We start from the raw sequence: 23,186 nt of genomic DNA, 5'->3' as shown, positions 1-23,186 counted from the left end.
CTTTGCCGCCAGTGATGTCCAATCAATGTCAGGGATATTACTGATTTGAAGAGGTTTTTGCAGATGGCTACGTTAACCACCAGTTTAATCGTCATGCGTTGGGAGCTGCTCAGCGCCATCATGATGTTCTTTGCCAGCACCATGAAAATTAAACTGCGTCAGAACAGTCACCACGTGATGGCACTGATGTGCGGCGGTATTGGTGTAGGCATGTCATGCTGGTTCGTTACCGGCCTGCTCGGCATTACCCTGAGCATGGAAAATCTGCACAACTTCATGGAAATCTCCAAAAACGCCTTCGTTGAAGTGATGAGCCAGACGCCTGCTGATTGGCCGATGCCTTAATCGCAGCCAATAAAAAACCCCGCTAAGCGGGGTTTTTTATTTTGCTGTGTGATACTCAAATTTTCTTCAGTACGGCTGGAATAGCGACTTCCGGCACCGTCACACCCGGTATCTGCGTACCGCGGCGGTCTTGAATCCACATATCACCCATCATCTGGTTTAATCCACGGTCCAACCCGGTCACTAACCCGGCACCTGGCGTAAACGTCAGCTCGCCAAAGTAAATCCGATCACCATCGATATACCAGTCCACACGCACATAATCAAAATCGCTCGCCAGGGTTTTACTCAGCGCTAATGCGTGCTGTAACTGCGCCATTTGTGGATTCACATCCAGCCCGGTATCGCGAATTTTGTGGTACGCCTCATTGAGGTTGTTCACATAAAAATTCATCGACAGTAACGGGTTACATCGGTTGTAAATCACCTGCAGCACATATTCAAAGCTGCCGTCACGCTTGTTGAACATGTGAAACTTGTAATCAATCGGCGCAGTTTTGCCATCACCAATGTACTGCTCCACCAGGATACGCGGCTTGATGTAGCGATAGTGAATCTCACGCGCTTCATTGGCAAAGTCGGTCTTCAACCAGCGATGGCAGTCACTGATAATTTTCTGCTTCTTCAGCGCATCCGGCTCTTCCAGCAGGATTTCCACCATATTGGAGCCGTGATTGGGCTTAATGACCGTGTTCTTCCAACTCGGCAGCGTATGCAGCGAGTGCGGGTCGCTGGTCTCATACACCAATGGGATCAGGTATTCGCTGCCCACTTTCTCGGCGATGTATTCGCGCACCGAATATTTATCCGACAGGCGGCCATAGATTTGGTAATCGCCAAAAACGAATTTCCGGTACAGCACCTTCTCATTAAACACTTTCGGTTGACGCAAATTGGGCAGTTTGCGGAATTTATGAAAGTAATAGATGCGGTCCTGGTAAGCCCAGGGCATCTTCTTGATGAAGTACTGGACACTTCTTCTGAGTTCATCTTTCAACTTGAGCATATCGGACCTCATTTGTAGGTTTTGTAGTTGAGTGAGGAAACTTGAATCTTCTGAATGACGCCGTTATTGAAGAAGTAATTCATTACGGTGAGGGACAGAAGTTCAGAGATGAAGACGCTCCAGGCGGCACCCATGATGCCGTAGCCCTGGATCAGCCACCACGACAGCGGCAGACTGATCACCATCAGGCAGATGATCTTCTTCAGCAGATAGTTAAATCCGCCCTCTTTCACCATGTAGCGATACGCTACGGTCCCCATTGCCGAAAAGCAGGTTGCTAACGACAGTAACGTAATGAGACTCCCTGACTGTGTGTACTCGTGACCATACAAAGCGATGATGATTTGCTCGCCATACAGCGCGATCACCGCTAACAACAACAATGAAACACCCATGACATAGCCGTTCAGCCGCGCAGTGAGCTTGATGGCAGCTGCTCCGCGCTCCCGGAAGATCTCCGAGAAGCAGGAAGTGATGATGGCAACCGGAATGAATATCCAGGACGCCGAAATGGTATTGGCGGCAGCAAACAGGCCGAGATCGCGAGCGGAGGCTATACCCGCCAGAAACATCTGGGCGGCCTTAACCTGCACGGAAATGAAGATGCTGGAAATTGCCAACGGTAAACCGGCGTACAGCAGATAACGCAGGTAGGTATTGCGCTTCTCCTGCGGTGGCGCCATGTCCTGGTTTTCGCGGTAAAAGTTAGACCGTTTAATGACGTACGGCACCAGCGTGACCAGCACAATCGACAGCGTCAGCCACAAGGGATTGAGATGCAGCCAGGCAATGGTGAAACTCAGGATAAAGCCCAATAGCAGACCGACCGAGTTAGCCACCGTGTTAAGCCGGGAAGCCAGGCGCGCGTTGTTATAGACGCTGAACGTATCCTGCGTCACAAATACGGAAGAGATAAACGAGGCCAGGGCAAATGCGAGGAAATTTTCCTGCATGTTGTACCACACCCAAATCAACACCGGGATGGAGGTCAGCAGTAATAAGACCAACCGCAAGGTGCGCGCCACCGCCATCAACCGCAGCCCTTTCGGCGCGCTCTTGCTGATGCGTTTGAACAGGATGGTTTCGGTACCGAAAATCGCTACGGTCTGTACCATCGAGAACAACGAGGTTGAAAACGCCATCTGACCGAATATGGTCGGGCCAAATGACTTCGCCACGTAGGAGGTCACAAATATGACGCCAAACACCGAGACGATCTTCTCAGACATCATCCAGGCGGCATTAGACATTACGCTCAATTTCATCGACTGATCCTTAGTATTACTTACAGCAACTGCCTTTCGGTACAACGTCCTTGAAATGAATTAACAAGCGCTCAGTGGGCCTGACTTAAATTAATAACTTCAAACCAAACTGGTCCGAAAAATGAGACTCCCGTCAGGATTCTTTGAATGAATTCAGGAAAATTCCGATTAAATCTGGTGCGAAACTCTGCGGATGTAAACGATTTCAGCCTGAATTCGAAGCAAAGGTTTACTGGCACACCCTGTGATTTTCACAAACAGGTTATGCCGTATTTCCAATGATTGTAGTATTTTTCTGCATTTGGGATGGAATGAATCTATATCAAAAACCCAAAGCCAGGAAGGCGTTCAATGGCATTCAGAATAAAATAAGATTTATCCCATGATGATATTTATTCTAAATAACTTAATTTAAACCTCGCAATTCTAATCGCGCACTTTAATACTGCATTAATACTCTTTTTGCAGTACCAGATATTAATACAGTAATTCTCATCCACTAATTGATAAGAAAGGTAAGAGCATTTATGAGAAAGTCACGATATAGCGAAGAGCAAATCACAAATGCCATTAAAGCTTCTGAAACGGGAGTGAAAGTCAGGGAGATTTGTGAAGAGCTTGGCATTTCCGAGGCCACCTTCTACAGCTGGAAGAAAAAGTTCTCTGGGCTTTCTTCCGAAGAAGGACGAAAAATCAAAGAGTTGGAGGATCAACTACAAAACCTTACCCGTGAACTGCAGTCGTTGAGTTCCGATAAAGAGATGCTGCAAAGCGTGCTGAAAAACTTCTTCACTACAAATGAGAAGCGGCAAGCCGTTAACTTCCTTCAAACCACCTTCGACATTGGAACGCGTCGCAGCTGTCGTTTGCTGGATATTAGCCGCAGTGTTTACCACTATCCTTCAGGCTCCGATAATCGTTAACACCATTAAGACCGTTGTTATTTGACTTAATGCTGAGATTTGTTCTTACCAGAAGAGATGAAGATCATTTAATTCGGCGTTCGTAACATAACAATTCGCACCATTTTTTCCTGATGAATATCATCGCGGATTTGCTTCCTTTTTTGCGGTAAAATTGATTCACATCAGCAAAAGTCTCGCTATTCAAGCCTTTTAGACGCAGCCCAATCTCATTACGGTGAGATTGGTGCTTCGTTTTATTACTTAACTGATATTAATGATCAGGACTGAATACAGATAAATCTGTTAAGCAGTCATGAACAACGGCATGTAATCGCTCACACAATGACTCTTATTTTTATTGGACCTATCACTTTAGGTGATGATCACGGGTTGCCATCTGGCCAGAGCAATACGCTGATAACCGCACCAGGATTATTCCGGATTAGAAACGTTATCACACCTAAACAATAACAGTAAAAAATGGCGACTTTTTGGAAATATCGCCCGGTAATTCATCGCTGTGTTTAATCATTTTTTCATGCAAATTCAGCGGATGTTTCTCAACACCGGAGCAGCATCTTGAGAAAATGGTGGCTTAAAGCGGTGATTTTCAGTGCCAAATCGCAGTAAAAATGCAGACAGAACACCTTTTTAACCCTGCCGGCGCCGGTTTTTTTACCCTTCCCCGCGGGTTATCACCTCGTTTCCACCCACTTGAGTGACCGGATTGCCCCCTGAATGCAACATGGGTTATGACAAAGTGGGGTAAAAACAGGCAAGGATAAGCGAGGGAAAGTTATATCGCGGTGGTGACTGAGGATATAAATGGCGAAGAGGAGCGCAAAACAGAGGGGGCAAATTCCTAAAAACACTGAAGAAAGGGCTGCTGAGCCCCTCTACTCAGCAGCCAGAAATTCATGTTAAAGCGCACTGACTTTCGGCTGCGGTTTAATACGCATCGCATAGATTACGCCAACGATGAGACAGCCAATACCGATGCCAGTGAGCAGCGGCGGCCAGCTCTGTCGCCAGAGGAAGGTCCACAGCAGACCCGCCAGCGTTTCGAACACAATCAGCGGCCCCATGATGACCGTTGGCACACGCTGGCTGGCCGCATTCCAGCATAGCGTGCCTAACCATGAACATATCAGCCCAATCGCCAGCATGATGAGGAGAAAACGCGTGGGCTGTGGGCCAAATGGCAGAGCGAACTCAGGCTGCTGCCAGTAAAGCTGACCGCACACGAATAAATAGAACACCAGCGCCAGCGGTAAGGTCACCAACCCTTGTGCCGTTGCCCAGCTACCGGCTTTATGCTGTGGATGCGCGCGCAGCCAGATGCCATTACGCAGCGGATACCAGGTCCAACAGGCGACCGCTAAAATCGCCAGTAACAGCCCTGTAAGATAGCGCGACCAGTCAAATTCTGGCCCCTGCATTTGCATCTCAGCGGCATTCACGCAGCCCAGGCCAGCAGCAATAATCAGTAGCGCCGGAAAGAGTTTACGCCAGGAAAGTCGCCCTTCAAGATGGCCGTAGCAGAGGTTGGCCGTCACAGTGATGACCACCGGCAAAGTGCCAATTATCATGGTCGAGATAGGCGCACCGGTGCGCTGGATAGCACTGGCGAGGCAGGCGTAATAGAGCAGATTACCGACCAGCGACAATTTCAGCGCTTCCAGCCAATCTTTACGTGCCAGCTGTTTCAGACGGCGGCGATCCAGCCATGCCAGCGGCAAGACCACCAGCCCAAAAGCCACGTAGCGTCCGGCCGATTGTAAGGTACCCGGATAGTCAGGTATCAGCAGCGGTCCCACAAAAATGAGCCCCCACATTAATCCTGCGGCAAGTGCAAACACGATTCCTGCAAACATTCTCTTTTCCTTTATCGCTTTTCCGTCGCAGTGTGGCGTAACCGGATAATAAAGGCTTGTAGCAGATTGCGGTTAACGTGAGGGGAAAACTTGCTTTTGATAACGCCCTGGTGTGATGCCATAGCGATGGGCAAAAGCGCGCGTGAGGTGCGCCTGATCGGTCAATCCAACGGCGGCCGCCACCGAAGCTGCACTTTCTCCCCTCCCCAAACGTTGCTTGGCATCAAACAGACGAAAGGCCATCAGCATCTGATGTGGCGTGACATGGAAGTGGTGTTTAAAACTGCGGAGAAAATGCCACGGCGACAAAGACGCCAGGGCGGCCAGCTCATCAAGACGAACCGGCTCCGCCAGGTTTTCACGCAAATAGGCTTTTACCGCATCAAAGCGATGGGCGCCCTCTTCGGGTCGGGATTTTCCCTGATGTGCCAGCGGGCGTAATAGCTCCAGCAGTTCCAGCAACAGACTCTCGCGTTCCAGCGCGCTGGTGGCCTGCCACATCTGCGCCAGTCGCTGGGAAAACGGCTGTGCCAGACGGGCGTCTGTACGCAGCGCTTCACTAAACCACCAGTGACGATCGCCGGTAAGCCGATCCATCTCCTGCGGATCAATATAGATCATGCGATAACGCCAGCCCTCATCACAGGCCGATTCCCCGGTGTGCAATTCATCAGGGTTCATCATTACCAGTGAATGCTGCGGTGCCGTATAGTGCGTGCCGCGGTAGCGAAAACGCTGTGCACCCGATTCAATGGTGCCGATACCGAAGGCTTCATGGGTATGCGGCTCAAAAGCGTAACGCGAGATGTGCGCCTGATACAGCTCGATACCCGGCAGTTCAGCAAAATGCTGGAACTGCGCCTGATCGCACTTATCAGGAAAGATTTCCGGAACCACCTTCACGTCACACCTCCTAAAAACGGGTTAATTAGCATGCGCGGCGGCGAGCTGAAATGCAAAACAGATTTGCTTTACCTGCATGCGTAACAATCGCGATACTGTCATCCACTATATAAAGGAGGCAGTGATGGCTAATCGGGTTGTCGTGGTAGTGGATATGCAAAACGGCGTGCTGGCTTCGCCACGTTTCGATCGTGACGGGCGTTGTCAACGCATCAATCAACTGACGGCAGCGGCCGATCAGGTGATTTTTATCCAGCACGTTGAGCCAGGCCTGGAAGTGAATAGCGAAGGCTGGCAAATCGTGCCGGAATTGGATCAGCCCGCCAACGCGATCTACGTTAACAAAACCGCCTGTGACAGTTTTTGGCAAACCGACCTGGCGGCTCAGCTTGATCAGCATGGCATTGAAAGCTTTGTGATTTGCGGCTGCGCGACCGATTACTGCGTGGATACCACCATCAAAGTGGGTGCCAGCCTGGGCTATCACATCACCGTTGCTGCCGATGCGCATACCACCGCTGACCGGACTTACGTTTCCGCACAACAGCAGATCAATCAGCACAATGAAATCTGGGCGGATTTGATTCTGCCGGGCAACCCGGTGTTAGTGCGTGATACTGAGGTATTGCTGCGGGAGTGGCGACCGCATTAGCAGTCACTTTGCCGGGCAGAATTGTCCGGCTTACATTATGGGCGGCATTCAGCAGCTAGATTTTACGCTTCCATTGATAACGGTTTGATCCTGCCAGCTGTTCAATCAGCCCCTCATGCTCCGCACGCTGCAACCATTCAGTCAGCTGAATCTGATGCAGACCGGTTCGCAAGCCCAGATCTTCAATCGTGACCGGATAGGCGGCCAGTGCAGGCAATTGCGCCTGAAAAATCAGGTAAAAATCGGATGGATGCCAGATTCCTTCTGGTTCCTGAGCCACATTAGCATCCGCGATCTTGTCGGGCATCGTGTGCCATGCGCCGCTCAATAGATCATCCTGCTGGTAAGGCTGATGACGGTGAGTCGTCATCCATTGCGCAACATCAATGTCATCGGGGTGAGCAGCGCACCATTGCCCACCCTGTGTGACCAGTTGGGCGTTGCTGGCCTGTACATCGTCGGTCGGCTTAACCCACAACGGTACCCATTTCTTGCGCAGATTCTCTTCCGCACCAGCCAGCGTACCGCCCTTGTGACCCGCGTGTACGACCAACGCACTCTTCGCCAGGCAATAAACATATCGATTGCGCGCCATCGCGTGACCCACAGTAAAGCCTGCTTCCGGATAGAAAGGCGAAAGCAGCAATAACTTTCCTGCCATGAGACCTTTACGCCATTTGGCGCTGGTCGCAGCGGTGAGCAGACTATCACTGAGGACACCAATGACGGCTCCGTTATGTTGCAAAGCGCCCAGCATCGCGGCTTCATCAATGCCTCGTGCACCACCCGAAATCAGATTTATATTCGCAGAGACAATTCTTGCCGCAACCTGACGACTGAACGTTAAATCCCGCTCGCTGGCATTTCTTGACCCAACCACCGCAAGGCCTGGGTGATTCAACAGAGTGATATCACCACAGCCGAACAGCACCGGCGGCGCGTCAGTGCGCAGCTGTTGCTTTAGCAGCCTTGGATATTCAGCGTCAGAACGTGTTAACACCCACAACCCCGCACGCTGCCAGCGTTCAATCGCTAACGCCAGGCTATGTCCACGGCTCAGTAGCGCTTCAATACGCTCGCGCGTGATATGAGAATCAACCCAGCTGGCTAGCATGACATCAGCACCAGAGCCGAGCAGATCGGCGGGTGTTGCAGATTGTTGTTTCAGCCACAGGGCGAATCGTCCCCATTCAGCATTACCTAGCGGCTTCACCTCATCCTCACTCTGGCGCGAGAAGTCGCTGGTTAACAAAAGCGTTGCCTGTGCAACAGGAGATAAATTCATCACTCTTTCACCGTTGAGGTTGCCAGCGCCAGTGGATAGACAATGCCGCTACCCGCTTGCTGAAGCAGGGCTGCAGTCACTGCCATCGTCCAGCCTGAATCGACAATATCGTCTACCAGTAACACGGCAGTGGCAGGCAGGTCAGCGCTGGTGGCAAATGCACCATCCAGATTACGACATTGATGGAAGCGATTATTCTGCAGACGTTGCCGAGGGTTATCTTTCACTTTCTGCAGTGCATCGACAAAGGGTATGCCGAGTCGCTGTGCCAATCGGCGGGCAAAATCCGCTACCAATTGAGGCTGACGCAACGACGGTACGCAACAAACCCACCGTGGAGCAGGTGCTGGCTGCCAGCGCTGTTCAATCATTTCCACTATGGCAGCAACCAGTTCATCACTGAAATGACCGGCTGCTTTCTCGGCCACTACGCGAGATCCCCATCCGGCATCTCCCCAGCGCGAAAGCACCCGACCTTCCTGCGCACGCAGAGCGGCAGGTAAATTGCCGCGAAAACCGTACTCTTCAAATGCCTGAGCAGCCACCTGAATTTTGGGCGAAATCACCGTTTCGGCGCGCTGTAGAAAGGTCGCTGCCTGATGAGCCAGTGTCGCATCCACCTGCGGGTCAATCAAAGGTCGACCGAGGCAGCTGGCACATTTGCCACAGGATACGGGGTCTGTGTCATCCAGTGATAATCGCAGAAACGTCATCAGGCAACCGCGCTGTGAGATATAACGCTGCACCTCCTGCCACTCTTGCTCGCGCTGTTGCGTCAGATGCACGATACGTTCGCGATCCAGCAGATAAGCGACCGGCGTTCTCCGCCATTGGGATTTGACCTTAATCACCGGAGCAGGATTTTCAACGCTGAGCAATTTCAGCACTTTTTCAATTTGCCCCTGGCGCAGATTGGTCTGCTGTTCGATATCACGAATCGACAACCCATCACTCTCCTCCAGCACTTGCAAAATATCATATACCTGAGTTTCTGCTGGAAAAGCAGACTGCCGGAAAAACTGGTGAATATCGCGATCTTCACCGCCTGACATCAGCACGCCAACCGCATGGTCGATGCCACGTCCCGCACGCCCTACCTGTTGGTAATAAGCAACAATGGAAGCGGGTGCCTGATAGTGCAGCACGAAGCTCAAATCAGGTTTGTCATATCCCATTCCCAGTGCGGTGGTTGCCACCAAAACTTTCAATTGGTTAGTTAGCAGCAAGGTCTCAAGGTGTTGACGATAGTCGTTGCTGCTGTCGAAACCAGCGGCCTCAACGCTGCCATGATAGGCGCGCGCATCAATGTGCTGCGTGCGTAACCAGGCCGCAACCTGCTCGGCATCCCGCACGGTGAGCGTATAGACGATACCGGTTCCCGGAAGAGAGGGAATGACCTGCGCCAGCCAGGCAAGGCGAGAGGCCTGATTCGGCAAAATGAGCGTTTGCAGCGCCAGACTTTTACGAATCAGCTCACCGCGCTGAATCACGATGTCGCCCATCTGTTGCTGTATATCTGCAACGACACGATTATTGGCGGTAGCGGTGGTGCCGAGCACTGGCGTATTCGCCGGTAGTTGCCGCAAGATGCTGACAATGCGCCGATAGTCAGGACGGAAATCGTGCCCCCAATCGGAGATACAGTGCGCCTCGTCAATCACCATGAGCGCGATACGGTTGGCAATCGGCTGCAGTACGGTTTCGATGAATTGATCATTGGCGAAACGTTCTGGAGAGATGAGTAAACAATCGACCTGATTGTCCAGCACCCGTTGTGTCACTGAAGACCAGTCACTGCTGTTCGAAGAATTGAGGGTTTCAGCAACAATACCCAGTCGACGAGCCGACTCAATTTGGTTACGCATCAGCGCCAGTAGCGGTGAAACAATGATGGTCGGACCCATACCGCAATCGCGAAAAATTTTGGCGCTGATAAAATAGACGGAGCTTTTACCCCAACCAGTGCGCTGCACCACCAATAATTTCTGTCGATGATTGACCAAAGCATCAATCGCTTCCCACTGCCCACGACGAAACTGAGCCTGCTCATCCGCCAGTGCGGTTTTTAATAACACTTCTGCCTGATGCTGTTTCATTATCACTCCTTGATGGGAAATGCGTCCCTTCTTTTGATTGAGAAACCTGAGAGCCAGATACAAAAAAGCCCCGTAAAACGAGGCCTTAGCGAGTAGTTATGCGTGAGCGTTGACTCAGAACGGGATGTCGTCGTCAAAGTCCATTGGCGGTTCGTTGTTCGCCGGTGCGCTCTGCTGCTGCGGACGCTGTTGTGCGCCGCCGCTGAACTGGTTGCCGCCCTGAGGCTGCTGCTGAGGTTGCTGTGGCTGGCCCCAACCGTTGTTATTGCCGCCGCCCTGGCCGCCCATCGGTGCGCCACCTGCGTTCGCGCCCTGCTGACGTCCACCGAGCATCTGCATGGTGCCGCCAACGTTAACAACCACTTCGGTGGTGTATTTTTCCTGACCGCTCTGATCCTGCCATTTACGGGTACGCAGCTGGCCTTCGATGTAAACCTGAGAGCCTTTACGCAGGTATTCACCCGCCACTTCAGCCAGTTTGCCGAACAGCACAACGCGGTGCCATTCAGTGATCTCTTTGTTTTCACCGGTTTGCTTGTCGCGCCAGCTTTCCGACGTGGCCAGCGTAATGTTGGCTACCGCGCCACCATTTGGCATGTAGCGCACTTCCGGATCCTGACCCAGATTCCCGACAAGAATCACTTTGTTTACGCCACGACTGGCCATGTTGCTGTCTCCCGATGAGTTGATGCTAAAAGTCTAAGCCAAAAATTGTATCACGTCACAATGACGGTGCCCACTTCAGAGCAGGCTCGCAATTTTTATTTGGCACACAGAATAGCAAAAACACTGGATATTTATTCAGTTTATTTTTTGTGCCATACTAACGCGTTTCTGCTGGTCATGCTGGCAAGGCATGGCGAGTGTTGTTCAATCCGGGAAAGGTGAATGGATAAGATCGAAGTCCGCGGTGCTCGCACCCATAATTTGAAGAATATCAACCTGATCATCCCTCGCGATAAGCTGATTGTGGTCACCGGTCTGTCGGGTTCCGGTAAGTCTTCGCTGGCGTTTGATACGTTGTATGCCGAAGGTCAGCGTCGCTATGTTGAATCGCTCTCGGCCTATGCGCGCCAGTTTCTTTCATTAATGGAGAAACCGGACGTGGACCATATTGAAGGTCTCTCGCCCGCCATTTCTATTGAGCAGAAATCCACATCGCATAACCCGCGCTCGACGGTCGGCACGATTACTGAAATCCATGACTATCTGCGTCTGTTGTTTGCCCGTGTGGGTGAGCCGCGCTGCCCGGATCACGATGTTCCGCTGGCGGCACAGACCGTGAGCCAGATGGTGGATCAGGTGATGGCGCAGGAAGAAGGCCGTCGTCTGATGCTGCTGGCACCCGTGGTGAAAGATCGCAAAGGCGAACACACCAAAACGCTGGAAAACCTCGCGGCGCAAGGCTACATCCGCGCCCGTATCGATGGCGAAGTCTGTGATCTCTCCGATCCGCCAAAGCTGGAACTGCAGAAAAAACACACCATCGAAGTCGTGGTGGACCGCTTCCGCGTGCGCGATGACCTGGCAACTCGCTTAGCCGAATCCTTTGAAACCACGTTGGCACTGAGTGGTGGCACCGCCATCGTCGCCGACATGGATGACAGCGATGCCGAAGAGCTGCTGTTCTCGGCTAACTTTGCCTGCCCTATTTGTGGCTACAGCATGAGTGAACTGGAACCGCGCCTGTTCTCGTTCAACAACCCAGCCGGCGCTTGCCCAACGTGTGATGGACTCGGCGTGCAGCAGTATTTCGATCCCGATCGTGTGGTGCAGAACCCTGAACTGTCACTGGCTGGCGGTGCAATTCGTGGCTGGGATCGCCGCAACTTCTATTACTTCCAGATGCTGCGCTCGCTGGCAGAGCATCTGGATTTCGATGTCGAAGCGCCGTTTAACAGCCTGAGCGACAAAGCGCGTGAAGTGATTCTGTACGGTTCCGGCAAAGAGAGTATCGAATTTAAATACATCAACGATCGGGGCGACACTTCGGTACGTCGTCATCCGTTTGAAGGTGTGCTGCACAACATGGAACGCCGTTATAAAGAGACGGAATCCAATGCGGTGCGTGAAGAGTTGGCGAAATTCATCAGCAACCGCTCCTGCACCAGCTGCGAAGGCACACGCCTGCGCCGTGAAGCACGCCATGTATTTGTTGAGAATACCAACCTGCCGACCATCTCTGAGATGAGTATTGGCCATGCCACCGACTTCTTCCGCAATCTGAAACTGAGCGGGCAGCGCGCGCAGATCGCCGAAAAAATCCTGAAAGAGATCGGCGATCGCCTGAGCTTCCTCGTTAACGTCGGTTTGAATTATCTGTCGATGTCGCGTTCCGCAGAAACCCTCTCTGGTGGCGAAGCGCAGCGTATTCGTCTGGCAAGTCAAATCGGTGCGGGTTTGGTGGGCGTGATGTATGTGCTGGATGAGCCCTCAATTGGCCTGCATCAGCGCGATAACGAACGTCTGCTTGGTACGCTGATTCACCTGCGCGATCTCGGCAACACCGTGATTGTGGTCGAGCACGATGAAGATGCGATTCGCGCCGCTGACCACGTGATTGATATCGGTCCTGGCGCGGGTGTGCACGGCGGTCAGGTGGTGGCTGAGGGTGACGTGAATGCCATTATGGCTAACGAAGCTTCGCTGACCGGTCAGTATCTGAGTGGCAAGCGCGAAATCGCCATTCCGCAACAACGCGTGAAAGGCGATCCGGCAAAAGTGCTGAAACTTACCGGTGCGCGCGGCAACAACCTGAAAGACGTCACATTGACGATTCCGGTGGGTCTGTTTACCTGTATCACCGGTGTATCCGGTTCCGGTAAATCCACGCTGATTAACGATACGTTGTTCCCGATTGCGCAGCGTCAGCTGAACGGCGCGACCACCACGGAAGTGGCGCCGTATCGCGAGATCGCCGGTCTGGAGCATTTCGATAAAGTCATCGACATTGACCAGAGCCCAATTGGCCGTACGCCGCGCTCGAACCCTGCTACTTACACCGGCATTTTCACTCCGGTGCGTGAGCTGTTTGCCGGTGTACCTGAAGCACGTTCCCGTGGCTACAATCCAGGACGCTTCAGCTTTAACGTGCGCGGTGGACGTTGCGAAGCCTGCCAGGGCGATGGCGTGATCAAGGTCGAAATGCACTTCCTGCCGGATGTGTATGTGCCGTGCGATCAGTGCAAAGGCAAACGCTACAACCGCGAAACGCTGGAGATTAAATACAAAGGCAAAGGCATTCACGAAGTGCTGGATATGACTATCGAAGAAGCGCGTGAGTTCTTTGATGCTGTCCCTGCGCTGGCGCGTAAACTGCAAACGCTGATCGACGTGGGCCTGTCCTACATTCGCCTCGGTCAGTCTGCAACCACGCTGTCAGGCGGTGAAGCGCAGCGTGTGAAACTGGCGCGTGAGCTGTCGAAACGCGGTACCGGGCAGACGCTCTATATCCTTGATGAGCCAACCACGGGTCTGCACTTTGCTGATATTCAGCAGTTGCTGGAAGTGCTGCATCAGCTGCGCGATCAGGGCAATACCATTGTGGTGATTGAACACAACCTCGACGTGATCAAAACCGCTGACTGGATTGTCGATCTCGGCCCAGAAGGCGGTAGCGGCGGCGGCGAAATCCTGATTTCAGGCACGCCAGAAACCGTGGCGGAGTGTGAAAAATCCCACACCGCACGCTTCCTTAAGCCGATGCTGAAGAAGAAGTAAAATTGAAGGCCCGCAGTGCGGGCCTTCTTATTTCTTTCAATCCACAGACGCCGCACTCTCTAGTTTACTCGCTGAATATTGCAGTCAGTCGGGCCTGATACCTCGCTGTCAGATTCCGCAGCAAAATGCAGAAACAGGCAAGAATCAGACAACTTCAGGCATATACGCATCTCATCCTGCTGACTATCCTTACACAGTTCCTTTTTGGCGTAGCTCGTTACGCCTTTGTCCCTTCAGCTCGCTGAACGGGATCCCGCAAAACACTCACGACACACCCGATTGGAGACACCATGAATATTACGCATGCCTATGCCGCACAGGACGCGAAAACTAAACTCGCCCCGTTCGACTATAAGCCGCGCGAGCTGCGCGCTCATGATGTGCAGATTGAAGTGTTGTACTGTGGCGTTTGCCACTCTGACCTGCATCAGGCGCGCAACGAATGGAAAAACACCATCTTCCCGGTGGTGCCAGGCCATGAGATCGTTGGACGCGTTACCGCCGTTGGCGGCCACACTCACAAATACAAAGTGGGCGATCTGGTCGGTGTCGGCTGTATGGTTGACTCCTGCCGCAGCTGTCCAAGCTGCCAGGAAGGACTGGAGCAGTATTGCGAAAACGGTTTTGTTGGCACCTATAACGGTGAAGATCGCGAAACCGGCGCCATCACCTACGGCGGTTACTCCACCAGCATGGTGGTTGATGAAAGCTTTGTGCTGCGCGTGCCGGAAAACCTTGAGCTGGCAGGCGTTGCCCCGCTGCTGTGTGCCGGTATCACCACCTACTCACCGCTGCGTCACTGGAACGTCGGTCCAGGTAAGAAAGTGGGCATCGTCGGTCTGGGCGGCCTCGGCCATATGGGCGTGAAAATCGCGCATGCGATGGGCGCGCATGTGGTGCTGTTCACCACCTCACCATCGAAGATTGAAGACGGTAAGCGCCTGGGTGCTGATGAAGTGGTGATTTCGAAAGATGCTGATCAAATGGCGCAGCACAACAACAGCTTCGATTTCATCCTCAACACCGTGGCTGCTCAGCACGATCTCAACCCGTTTATTGCCCTGCTGAAACGCGATGGCAACATGACGCTGGTGGGCGCGCCAGAGCACGATCATCCGGCTCCACAGGTCTTTAATCTGATCTTCAAACGTCGCAGCATCGCCGGTTCACTGATCGGTGGTATCGCTGAGACCCAGGAGATGCTGGATTTCTGCGGCAAGCACGGTATCACTTCAGATATCGAGCTGATCGCCATGAACCAGATTAACGAAGCCTACGAACGTATGCTGAAAAGCGACGTGAAATACCGCTTCGTGATTGATATCAACACCCTGCGTGAAGAGTCAGCGGCTTAATTAGCGCGCGTCTTCATCATGGCTGACGCCCGCCGCGCGCGTGGCGTCAGCCTGTTGCCAGGAAGCTTCCACCAGATAATAAATCTGCGAATCCTTTAGGGATCCATCCAGCCACAGCGTGCTCCAGTGCGACTTATTTAGATGCTCGCTCGGGAATACATCACTGTGCTCTTCGCGCAATAAATCAGCCAGCGCAGGCGAGGTTTTCAACGAGAGCGCCGGACGCCCTTTCACCTCATGCACCATGGCAAACAGTACGCCTTCGCTTTTTACCTGTGTGGCATCCCATTCATTTTTATAGCTCTGCTCCGCACCCGATTTGCTCATGCAGTAGGTGAGGAGATCCGAAATGTTCATGCGGTATTCTCCTTGGTAGAGGCCGATGTGAGGCCCGATGACGTCTGCCATCGGCTTCACTACAGACGTCATGACACCGTTTAAGTGTGCAGCAAGTCAGCCAAAGGTAAAGGCGGTGGCACCAGATAACGCGCATAAAAAAACCGCCAGCCCGAAGGCATGGCGGTTTTCTCCTGCTGTGAAGTGCGTTACATCACGGCAGCAAAGGCCTCAGCCACCTGGTTAACGTTGCGGCTGTTAAGGCCAGCCACACACATGCGGCCGCTGGCGATCAGATACACGCCGAACTCATCACGCAGGCGATCAACCTGCTGCGCGCTTAACCCGGTGTAACTGAACATGCCGCGCTGCTTCAGCAGGTAATCGAAGTTTTTGCCTGGCAGCTTGGTGCTTAATACGTTGACCAGCGTCTGGCGCATTTCGATGATGCGCAGGCGCATCGCTTCCACCTCGGCCAGCCAGTTGTTCAACAGTGCTTCATCGTTCAGTACGCAAGAAACTACCTGCGCACCAAAGTTTGGTGGGCTGGAGTAGTTGCGACGCACGGTGGCTTTCAGCTGACCCAGCACGCGTGCAGATTCTTCTGCGCTCTCGCACACGATGGACAGGCCGCCAACGCGCTCGCCGTACAGCGAGAAGATTTTCGAGAATGAGTTGCTGACCAGTGCTGGCAAGCCCGCAGCCGCAATCGCGCGAATCGCGTAAGCATCCTGCTCCATACCGGCACCAAAGCCCTGATAAGCGATATCGAGGAACGGAATCAGTTCCTGCGCTTTCAATACTTCGGTGGTTTCATCCCACTGTGCGTTCGTCAGATCCGCACCCGTCGGGTTGTGGCAGCATGGGTGCAACAGCACGATAGATTGCTTCGGCAGCGTTTTCAGCTTGGCAATAAACGCATCAAACTTCACACCGTTGGTCTCTTCGTCGTACCACGGATAAGTCTGAGCGTCGAAACCAGCACCGTTGAAAATTGCGATGTGGTTTTCCCAGGTCGGATCGCTCACCCACACATTTGAGTGCGGGAAGTAACGCTTGAGGAAATCCGCCCCTACTTTCAGTGCACCGGAGCCACCCAACGTCTGGATGGAAGCAATGCGGCCGGCCTTCAGCATCGGGTGTTCTTTGCCAAACAGCAGCGGTGCAATCGCATTACGGTATGGGCCCAGGCCTTCCATCGGCAGGTAAAGTGACGCCTGATGCGGCTGCGCCTGCAGGCGTTCTTCTGCCGCAGCCACGGCTTGCAACTGAGGAATGATGCCCGCCTCGTTGTAATAGAGACCAATGCTCAGATTCACTTTATTGTCGCGTGGGTCCTGTTTGAAGGTTTCCATCAGCGACAGAATTGGATCGCCAGCATAAGCATCAACGTTTTGAAACACGGTGCAGATCTCCATGATTGGTCATAAATAGTCGGTAAAGAGGCGTCATTAAACCATGTAGCGGCCGGGACGATGATTCATAGCGATGATGAGATTGAGGATCACCGCGCCCGCAATTGAGGCCAAAAGTATCGGTAGCGACACCACGAAAAGCGAAGCGAGTACCACGCAGGTATCTACCGCCATTTGCAGTTTGCCGGCGCGCAGACCGATGCGGTCCTGCAGCCAGAGTGCCAAAATATTGATACCGCCGAGACTGGCTTTGTGACGAAACAACACTATAAACCCAATCCCCATCACCACGTTACCGAACAATGTCGCATAAAACGGATTTAGCGCAGAAAAATGGATGAACATCGGATGCAAGTGTGTGAACAGTGAAACCAGCCCCACCGCGCAGAACGTTTTAATCGTGAATTCCCAGCCCATGCGACGCACTGCCAGCCAGTAAAACGGCAGGTTAATCAGGAAAAAAGCGCTACCAAAAGAGAGGTGCGTCAGATAGCTGATTAAGAACGCGATACCTGCAGTGCTGCCAGTCAGCGCGCCCGCCTGTTTCAGCATCATCACGCCAAAGGAGACCATTAAGGTGCCGAGCACAATCGCCAGCGCGTCTTCAATCAGTGAATGAGGAACTTTAGTGGGTTGAACAACGTTATCCATGGAGTAATCTCAGTGCAAATGATGCGGTTCAAATGCAAAAAACGCACCACATAGGCGGCGCTAAGTCGCCACCTATGGGGTGCCAGCGATTATCCAATTGATATCTAAGGCGCTTTTATTGCAGGTTTTTGTGCATCAACCCAAGATTCAACCGTTGATTCATGCACAAATCTGTTTTCTGGTGCGCGTTATTTGCATTCAATGTGCTTTTATTGCACCAGATTAGCACATCATGCACTTTTTTGGCGCGTTTTGTGCTCGGGGATAATCATCAAGCCGTTCTCTTTTAAACGGCTCAACACCACGGAGGTTTTCACATGGGCCACACTCTGATGGCCGGCCACCAGCTGACTGATCAACGCACTCAGCGAGGCTAAATCAGCCACGGCCACTTTCAGCAGATAATCAGCATCACCGGTGGTTTTGAAGGCATCAACAATCGCATCCTCCTCTGCCACCATGCGATGGAAACTCTCTTCATAATCTGGCGTGTGATTCTTTAAACGCACTTCAATCAAGCCCACCATGCCAAGACCCACCGCGTCCGGCGAGAGCCGTGCGTGATAGCCGAGGATGAGGTTTGCCTGTTCGAGATTGATGCGGCGGCGTGAACATTGAGACGCCGAAAGACCGACTAAATCACTGAGTTCCTGATTGGTAAGGCGGCCGTTAGATTGTAATAGTGTCAATATCTTAAGGTCGTAATCGTCTACCTGAGTCATTCTGCTTCCACAGCGTTATAGGGTGCGCTTTGGTACAGATAACCTGATTAAAGCCAAGGTTGTCCAACACTATTTTCTGATGACGTGAAATGCATGCACAAATCGTGCATGCATCTCGTTGGAAAGGATTATTCGTCGTCGTAAGACGGCCCTGCGTAGTTATCAAAACGCGACCACTGGCCATTGAAGGTCAATCGTACTGTGCCGATAGGGCCGTTACGCTGCTTACCGAGGATGATCTCGGCGATCCCTTTAAGATCGCTGTTTTCGTGATACACCTCATCGCGATAGATGAACATAATCAAGTCAGCATCCTGCTCGATCGAACCCGATTCACGCAGATCCGAGTTCACCGGACGTTTATCGGCGCGCTGCTCCAGTGAGCGGTTAAGCTGCGACAACGCCACTACCGGAACATTCAGCTCTTTCGCCAAGGCCTTGAGCGAGCGCGAGATCTCTGCGATCTCCAGCGTACGGTTGTCCGATAGCGCCGGCACGCGCATCAACTGCAGGTAGTCGATCATGATCAGGCTTAAACCGCCATTCTCACGAAACACGCGGCGCGCGCGCGAACGCACTTCCGTGGGCGTCAGACCAGAAGAATCATCGATAAACATGTTCTTCTTCTCAAGCAGGATGCCCATGGTGGCAGAGATGCGCGCCCAATCTTCGTCTTCCAGCTGGCCGGTACGAATGCGCGTCTGGTCCACGCGCGACAATGACGCCAGCATACGCATCATCAGCTGTTCGCTGGGCATCTCCAGACTGAAAATCAGCACCGGTTTGTCTTGTAGCATCGCGGCGTTTTCGCACAGGTTCATGGCGAAAGTGGTTTTACCCATCGACGGACGCGCCGCCACGATGATCAAATCTGAACCCTGCAAACCGGCGGTCTTTTTGTTCAGATCCTGGTAGCCGGTATCGACTCCGGTGACACCATCATGTGGGGTCGACACCAGCGCTTCAATACGCGAGACCGTGGCTTCCAGAATTTGCTCAATGTTCTGCGGGCCTTCTGCTTTATTGGCGCGCTGTTCAGCAATCTTAAAGACGTTGGATTCTGCGAAATCGAGCAAATCTTCACTGCTGCGCCCCTGCGGATCGTAACCGGCATCAGCAATTTGGTTCGCGACCGAGATCATTTGGCGCACAACGGCACGTTCACGCACGATATCCGCATAAGCGCCGATGTTCGCCGCACTTGGCGTGTTTTTCGCCAGCTCTGCCAGATAAGCAAAGCCACCGGCCATCTCCAGCTCGCCCAGTGTTTCCAGCGATTCAGAGAGCGTAATAAGGTCAATCGGCTGGCCCATTTCCAGCAGACGCTGCATCTCAGAGAAGATCATGCGGTGCGAACGGTTGAAGAAATCATCCGCCACCACGCGCTCGGAGACGTTATCCCAGCGTTCGTTATCCAGCATCAACCCACCGAGCACCGACTGCTCCGCTTCAATAGAGTGCGGCGGCATTTTCACGCCTTCCAGCTGACGATCGCGGGGTTCGTTGGATTTGTTGGTGGGTTTATTTCCTGCCATAGTGAATGCATTACCGATCGTGAAAGGGACGCGCAAGTATACCGTCCCAGGATGAACAATCACAGGAGTCAGAATGGCAAAGCGTATTCAGTTCAACCAACACGGTGGCCCGGAGGTACTGCAATGGGTCGATTTTGAGCTGGCCGATCCCGCCGAAAATGAGGTTCAGGTCGAAAACAAGGCGATTGGCATCAACTATATCGACACCTATGTGCGTAGCGGGCTCTATCCGGTGGCAGCTTTCCCGTCCGGGCTGGGCACTGAAGCCGCTGGCGTGGTGAAACGCGTTGGCTCAGGCGTGACGCGCTTTAAGCCCGGCGATCGCGTGGTCTATTGTCAGGCTGCGCTGGGTGCCTATAGCGAAATGCATAACGTGGCGGAAGAGCGCCTGGTGATCCTGCCGGAGAGCATTAGCTTTGAACAAGGTGCTGCCTCGTTTTTGAAAGGCTTAACCGTGCAGTATTTGCTGCGTCAGACCTACAAAGTGAAAGCCGATGAAATCTTCCTGTTCCATGCCGCAGCGGGCGGCGTGGGACTGATTGCCTGTCAGTGGGCTAAAGCGCTGGGCGCGCATCTGATTGGTACCGTGGGCTCCGCCGAAAAAGCGCAGATTGCAAAAAATGCCGGTGCCTGGGCGACCATTAACTATCGCGAGGAGAATATCGCTCAGCGCGTCAGTGAATTGACTGACGGTGAAAAGGTCGCGGTGGTGTATGACTCGGTGGGGAAAGATACCTGGGAACCTTCTCTCGATAGCCTGCGTCGTCATGGCTTAATGGTGAGTTTTGGTAATGCCTCGGGCCCCGTCACCGGCGTTGATCTTGGGATTCTGAACAAGAAAGGTTCGCTGTTTGTCACACGCCCTTCGCTGTTTGGTTACATTACCAATCGTCAGGAACTGGATAATGCCAGCAACGAGTTGTTCTCGTTAATTGCCAGTCGTGCGATTCAGCTGAAGGTACCAGAAGAGCAGAAGTTTGCCTTGAGCGATGCGGTGCGCGCGCATCAGGTTCTTGAGAGCCGCGCCACGCAAGGTTCCAGCTTGCTGATTCCCTAAAAAGTTAAGGGCTTCCCGAAGGAAGCCCTTTTTTCTTTCTTTTTATAGTTCGCGCTGGTGTAGGGTCAGCGGCGATGAATTCGTTTTGAATTACTTTACGCATCCTGACAGAAAACATAAGTAAAAAATATGTTTAATTGCAGATTCGTACTAAGCAATTACCGACTCTGTGATCGCTCCCGCATTTAGCGCCAACCACGACGCTCTAACTTACTGATTTTTCTTTTCAGTCTGTTCAATTTCACTTCACCGCTCGGTGTCGTAAAGGCGCGATAAAGCCACACTGCTACCACCGCCAACACCAGCCACGGTAACAACTTGATAACAAGCGCGAATAACCCGCCGAGGAACATCACAACGGTGGCAACAACCAATGCAGCGATAACACCCAGCAGTGAAACGCCAGTCAGCAACAGCATCAGAAAAAAGCCGATAACAAATAAAATTTCCACGAAGGCTCTCCTGTGTAAGTAACACAGAATGTATTACAAGATACGTGCCAATATAGGCATACGGTTAATACATTGAAAAATAAGATGTTATATTCAGAGGAGGTATTTCAGCAGTGATGAAATTCACTAATTATTGGTGCATTTTAAACCGTATTAACGGCAGCGATGCTCCTCTGAAGGGACAGAAATGGCCCGTCAGAAAAGCAAAGCTTCCGCGCCAGAGACAAATACGCTGAGAGCGTTTTCAGCCATGCGCAGCATCGGGCCGTTTCCCAAAAATGGGGCGAATGTTCGCGCGGCAGATCGGCACAGAGGTTTGCTTTCCCTGGCGTTCGGACTGCCCTTTTATGGCCGGGCACACCGCCCCACCGCGACTCACCTACAATCAGGCTTCCTGTGGAATCTTATCCGCGACCAGCGCCAGTGCCGCTTCCAGCACCCGTACATCAGCACCCGGCTTATGGGCATTCTCACTTAAATGACGACGCCACTGGCGCGCGCCTGGGATACCCTGGAACAGGCCCAACATATGACGTGTAACGTGGCCCAAATAAGTGCCTTTGCTCAGTTCTGCCTCGATGTAAGGATACATCGCACGCACCACCGCAACCGGATCGACTAAAGGTGTATCACGGCCGAACAGCTCGCGATCAACCTGCGCCAGAATACCGGGATTCTGATACGCTTCGCGCCCCATCATCACGCCGTCCATATGCTGCAAATGCACTTTCGCTTCTTCCAGCGTTTTAATGCCGCCGTTAATCGCCATGGTCAGCGCGGGGAAATCACGCTTCAATTGGTACACACGCGGATAATCCAGCGGGGGAATTTCGCGGTTCTCTTTCGGGCTTAAACCTGAAAGCCAGGCTTTCCGCGCATGAATAATAAAGGTATCGCAGTTACCCTTATCGGCCACGGTGCCAACGAAATCACACAGGAAGGCATAGCTGTCCTGCTCATCAATCCCAATACGGGTTTTCACCGTCACCGGAATGCTCACCACATCACGCATCGCTTTAATGCAATCTGCGACCAGCGCGGCGTCAGCCATCAGACAGGCACCAAAGCGCCCATTCTGCACGCGATCGGATGGGCAACCGACATTAAGGTTAATCTCGTCGTAACCGCGCGCTTCCGCCAGCTTCGCACATTGCGCCAGGGCTGCCGGATCGCTGCCGCCCAACTGCAGCGCCAGCGGATGCTCCTCTTCGCTGTAAGCCAGATAATCGCCTTTGCCGTGAATAATGGCGCCCGTGGTCACCATTTCGGTATACAGCAGCGTATCGCCGCTCAGCTTACGGTGAAAATAACGGCAGTGGCGATCGGTCCAGTCCAGCATCGGAGCGATAGAAAAACGTTGCGAAGAGAAAGTATCGGTCATGAAACGCAGTAAATCCGGAGTTAGTGAGTGACGAGAAACTGCGCAATGATACCACAGCAATAACGGGCGACACAGCCGCCCGTTATTTCACTCACACCGTCGGGGCTGTTGAGGTTGATGAGGCTGCCAGAGAGGGCTCGCCCACTTTCACCGGCGCGGTTTCCCGTGTGTTGAAGGCGACCCAGGTTGAAATGACACCCAGTAACGAGAACATCACCGCCGGTCCGATCC

General features: G+C 52.7%; 20 protein-coding genes. 6 read left to right on the top strand and 14 right to left on the bottom strand.

The window, feature by feature from the left end; translation table 11 throughout:
- Positions 1 to 63 precede the first annotated feature (63 nt).
- On the top strand, positions 64 to 345 hold the full coding sequence (locus H7A81_RS13095; protein ID WP_034826901.1) for a YjcB family protein: 282 nt from the start codon (positions 64 to 66) through the stop codon (positions 343 to 345).
- A gap of 55 nt (positions 346 to 400) precedes the next feature.
- On the opposite strand, the gene H7A81_RS13090 is transcribed toward H7A81_RS13095, so the two are convergent.
- Both H7A81_RS13090 and H7A81_RS13085 read right to left on the bottom strand, forming a co-directional pair.
- Entirely contained in the window at positions 401 to 1,351 is a 951-nt protein-coding gene (locus H7A81_RS13090) for an ATP-grasp fold amidoligase family protein (protein WP_034826903.1), read from the bottom strand.
- Between the two features lie 8 nt (positions 1,352 to 1,359).
- On the bottom strand, positions 1,360 to 2,616 hold the full coding sequence (locus H7A81_RS13085; RefSeq protein ID WP_160868423.1) for a polysaccharide biosynthesis C-terminal domain-containing protein: 1,257 nt from the start codon (positions 2,614 to 2,616) through the stop codon (positions 1,360 to 1,362).
- A gap of 527 nt (positions 2,617 to 3,143) precedes the next feature.
- Between H7A81_RS13085 and H7A81_RS13080 the strand changes: the two genes are divergently transcribed.
- Positions 3,144 to 3,539, top strand: coding sequence for a transposase (locus H7A81_RS13080; RefSeq protein WP_097118957.1), 396 nt, complete (start codon positions 3,144 to 3,146; stop codon positions 3,537 to 3,539).
- Positions 3,540 to 4,441: 902 nt separating this feature from the next.
- Here H7A81_RS13080 and H7A81_RS13075 read toward each other — a convergent pair.
- Both H7A81_RS13075 and H7A81_RS13070 read right to left on the bottom strand, forming a co-directional pair.
- Positions 4,442 to 5,395 carry a DMT family transporter gene (locus H7A81_RS13075; RefSeq protein ID WP_058960082.1) on the bottom strand — a complete coding sequence of 318 codons (954 nt, stop codon included), beginning with the start codon at positions 5,393 to 5,395 and terminating at the stop codon, positions 4,442 to 4,444.
- Between the two features lie 72 nt (positions 5,396 to 5,467).
- Positions 5,468 to 6,298: an AraC family transcriptional regulator gene (locus tag H7A81_RS13070; RefSeq protein ID WP_182057712.1), complete on the bottom strand. Its 831-nt coding sequence runs from the start codon at positions 6,296 to 6,298 to the stop codon at positions 5,468 to 5,470.
- Between the two features lie 124 nt (positions 6,299 to 6,422).
- Between H7A81_RS13070 and H7A81_RS13065 the strand changes: the two genes are divergently transcribed.
- Positions 6,423 to 6,950, top strand: a complete 528-nt coding sequence (locus H7A81_RS13065) for an isochorismatase family protein (RefSeq protein WP_034826913.1) — start codon at positions 6,423 to 6,425, stop codon at positions 6,948 to 6,950.
- Between the two features lie 55 nt (positions 6,951 to 7,005).
- Here the strand turns inward: H7A81_RS13065 and H7A81_RS13060 are convergent, their stop codons facing one another.
- From H7A81_RS13060 to ssb1, 3 genes are all read right to left on the bottom strand, one after another.
- A complete protein-coding gene (locus H7A81_RS13060) occupies positions 7,006 to 8,235 on the bottom strand; it encodes a DNA-processing protein DprA (RefSeq protein WP_097118953.1) in 1,230 nt (409 codons plus the stop codon).
- Positions 8,235 to 10,331: a RecQ family ATP-dependent DNA helicase gene (locus H7A81_RS13055; protein ID WP_182057711.1), complete on the bottom strand. Its 2,097-nt coding sequence runs from the start codon at positions 10,329 to 10,331 to the stop codon at positions 8,235 to 8,237. The genes H7A81_RS13060 and H7A81_RS13055 overlap by 1 nt, the downstream gene beginning before the upstream one ends.
- 114 nt (positions 10,332 to 10,445) lie before the next feature.
- Complete coding sequence (gene ssb1, locus H7A81_RS13050; RefSeq protein ID WP_034826920.1) at positions 10,446 to 10,997, bottom strand: single-stranded DNA-binding protein SSB1; 552 nt, start codon at positions 10,995 to 10,997, stop codon at positions 10,446 to 10,448.
- 222 nt (positions 10,998 to 11,219) lie between these two features.
- On the opposite strand from ssb1, the gene uvrA reads away from it, so the two are divergent.
- Together uvrA and H7A81_RS13040 are read left to right on the top strand one after the other, a co-directional pair.
- Positions 11,220 to 14,051, top strand: coding sequence for an excinuclease ABC subunit UvrA (gene uvrA / locus H7A81_RS13045; RefSeq protein ID WP_034826922.1), 2,832 nt, complete (start codon positions 11,220 to 11,222; stop codon positions 14,049 to 14,051).
- Positions 14,052 to 14,341: 290 nt separating this feature from the next.
- Entirely contained in the window at positions 14,342 to 15,406 is a 1,065-nt protein-coding gene (locus H7A81_RS13040) for an NAD(P)-dependent alcohol dehydrogenase (protein WP_034826924.1), read from the top strand.
- On the opposite strand, the gene H7A81_RS13035 is transcribed toward H7A81_RS13040, so the two are convergent.
- From H7A81_RS13035 to dnaB, 5 genes are all read right to left on the bottom strand, one after another.
- Positions 15,407 to 15,763 (bottom strand): MmcQ/YjbR family DNA-binding protein, encoded by a 357-nt coding sequence (locus H7A81_RS13035; RefSeq protein ID WP_034826926.1) that lies wholly within the window; start codon positions 15,761 to 15,763, stop codon positions 15,407 to 15,409.
- A gap of 188 nt (positions 15,764 to 15,951) precedes the next feature.
- Positions 15,952 to 17,145 carry an amino acid aminotransferase gene (locus H7A81_RS13030; protein WP_155288004.1) on the bottom strand — a complete coding sequence of 398 codons (1,194 nt, stop codon included), beginning with the start codon at positions 17,143 to 17,145 and terminating at the stop codon, positions 15,952 to 15,954.
- 48 nt (positions 17,146 to 17,193) lie between these two features.
- Positions 17,194 to 17,808, bottom strand: a complete 615-nt coding sequence (locus tag H7A81_RS13025; RefSeq protein WP_084936102.1) for a YitT family protein — start codon at positions 17,806 to 17,808, stop codon at positions 17,194 to 17,196.
- A gap of 230 nt (positions 17,809 to 18,038) precedes the next feature.
- Positions 18,039 to 18,530: an Lrp/AsnC family transcriptional regulator gene (locus tag H7A81_RS13020; protein ID WP_034826932.1), complete on the bottom strand. Its 492-nt coding sequence runs from the start codon at positions 18,528 to 18,530 to the stop codon at positions 18,039 to 18,041.
- Between the two features lie 128 nt (positions 18,531 to 18,658).
- Positions 18,659 to 20,065 carry a replicative DNA helicase gene (dnaB, locus tag H7A81_RS13015; protein ID WP_034826934.1) on the bottom strand — a complete coding sequence of 469 codons (1,407 nt, stop codon included), beginning with the start codon at positions 20,063 to 20,065 and terminating at the stop codon, positions 18,659 to 18,661.
- Positions 20,066 to 20,138: 73 nt separating this feature from the next.
- Here dnaB and H7A81_RS13010 point away from each other — a divergent pair, with 73 nt between their 5' ends.
- The gene (locus H7A81_RS13010; protein ID WP_182057710.1) at positions 20,139 to 21,122 is read left to right on the top strand and encodes a quinone oxidoreductase; all 984 of its coding nucleotides are present in this window, start codon (positions 20,139 to 20,141) and stop codon (positions 21,120 to 21,122) included.
- 185 nt (positions 21,123 to 21,307) lie between these two features.
- On the opposite strand, the gene pspG is transcribed toward H7A81_RS13010, so the two are convergent.
- A complete protein-coding gene (gene pspG, locus H7A81_RS13005; protein WP_034826939.1) occupies positions 21,308 to 21,574 on the bottom strand; it encodes an envelope stress response protein PspG in 267 nt (88 codons plus the stop codon).
- A 385-nt stretch (positions 21,575 to 21,959) separates the two neighbouring features.
- A complete protein-coding gene (gene dusA, locus H7A81_RS13000) occupies positions 21,960 to 22,955 on the bottom strand; it encodes a tRNA dihydrouridine(20/20a) synthase DusA (protein ID WP_182057709.1) in 996 nt (331 codons plus the stop codon).
- Between the last annotated feature and the right edge of the window lie 231 nt (positions 22,956 to 23,186).

It is taken from the genome of Pantoea sp. ME81, assembly GCF_903970985.1.
Taxonomy (GTDB): domain Bacteria; phylum Pseudomonadota; class Gammaproteobacteria; order Enterobacterales; family Enterobacteriaceae; genus Pantoea; species Pantoea communis.
The sequence above is the reverse complement of the archived record's forward strand: the minus strand, read 5'-3'. Positions and strand labels throughout refer to the sequence as shown.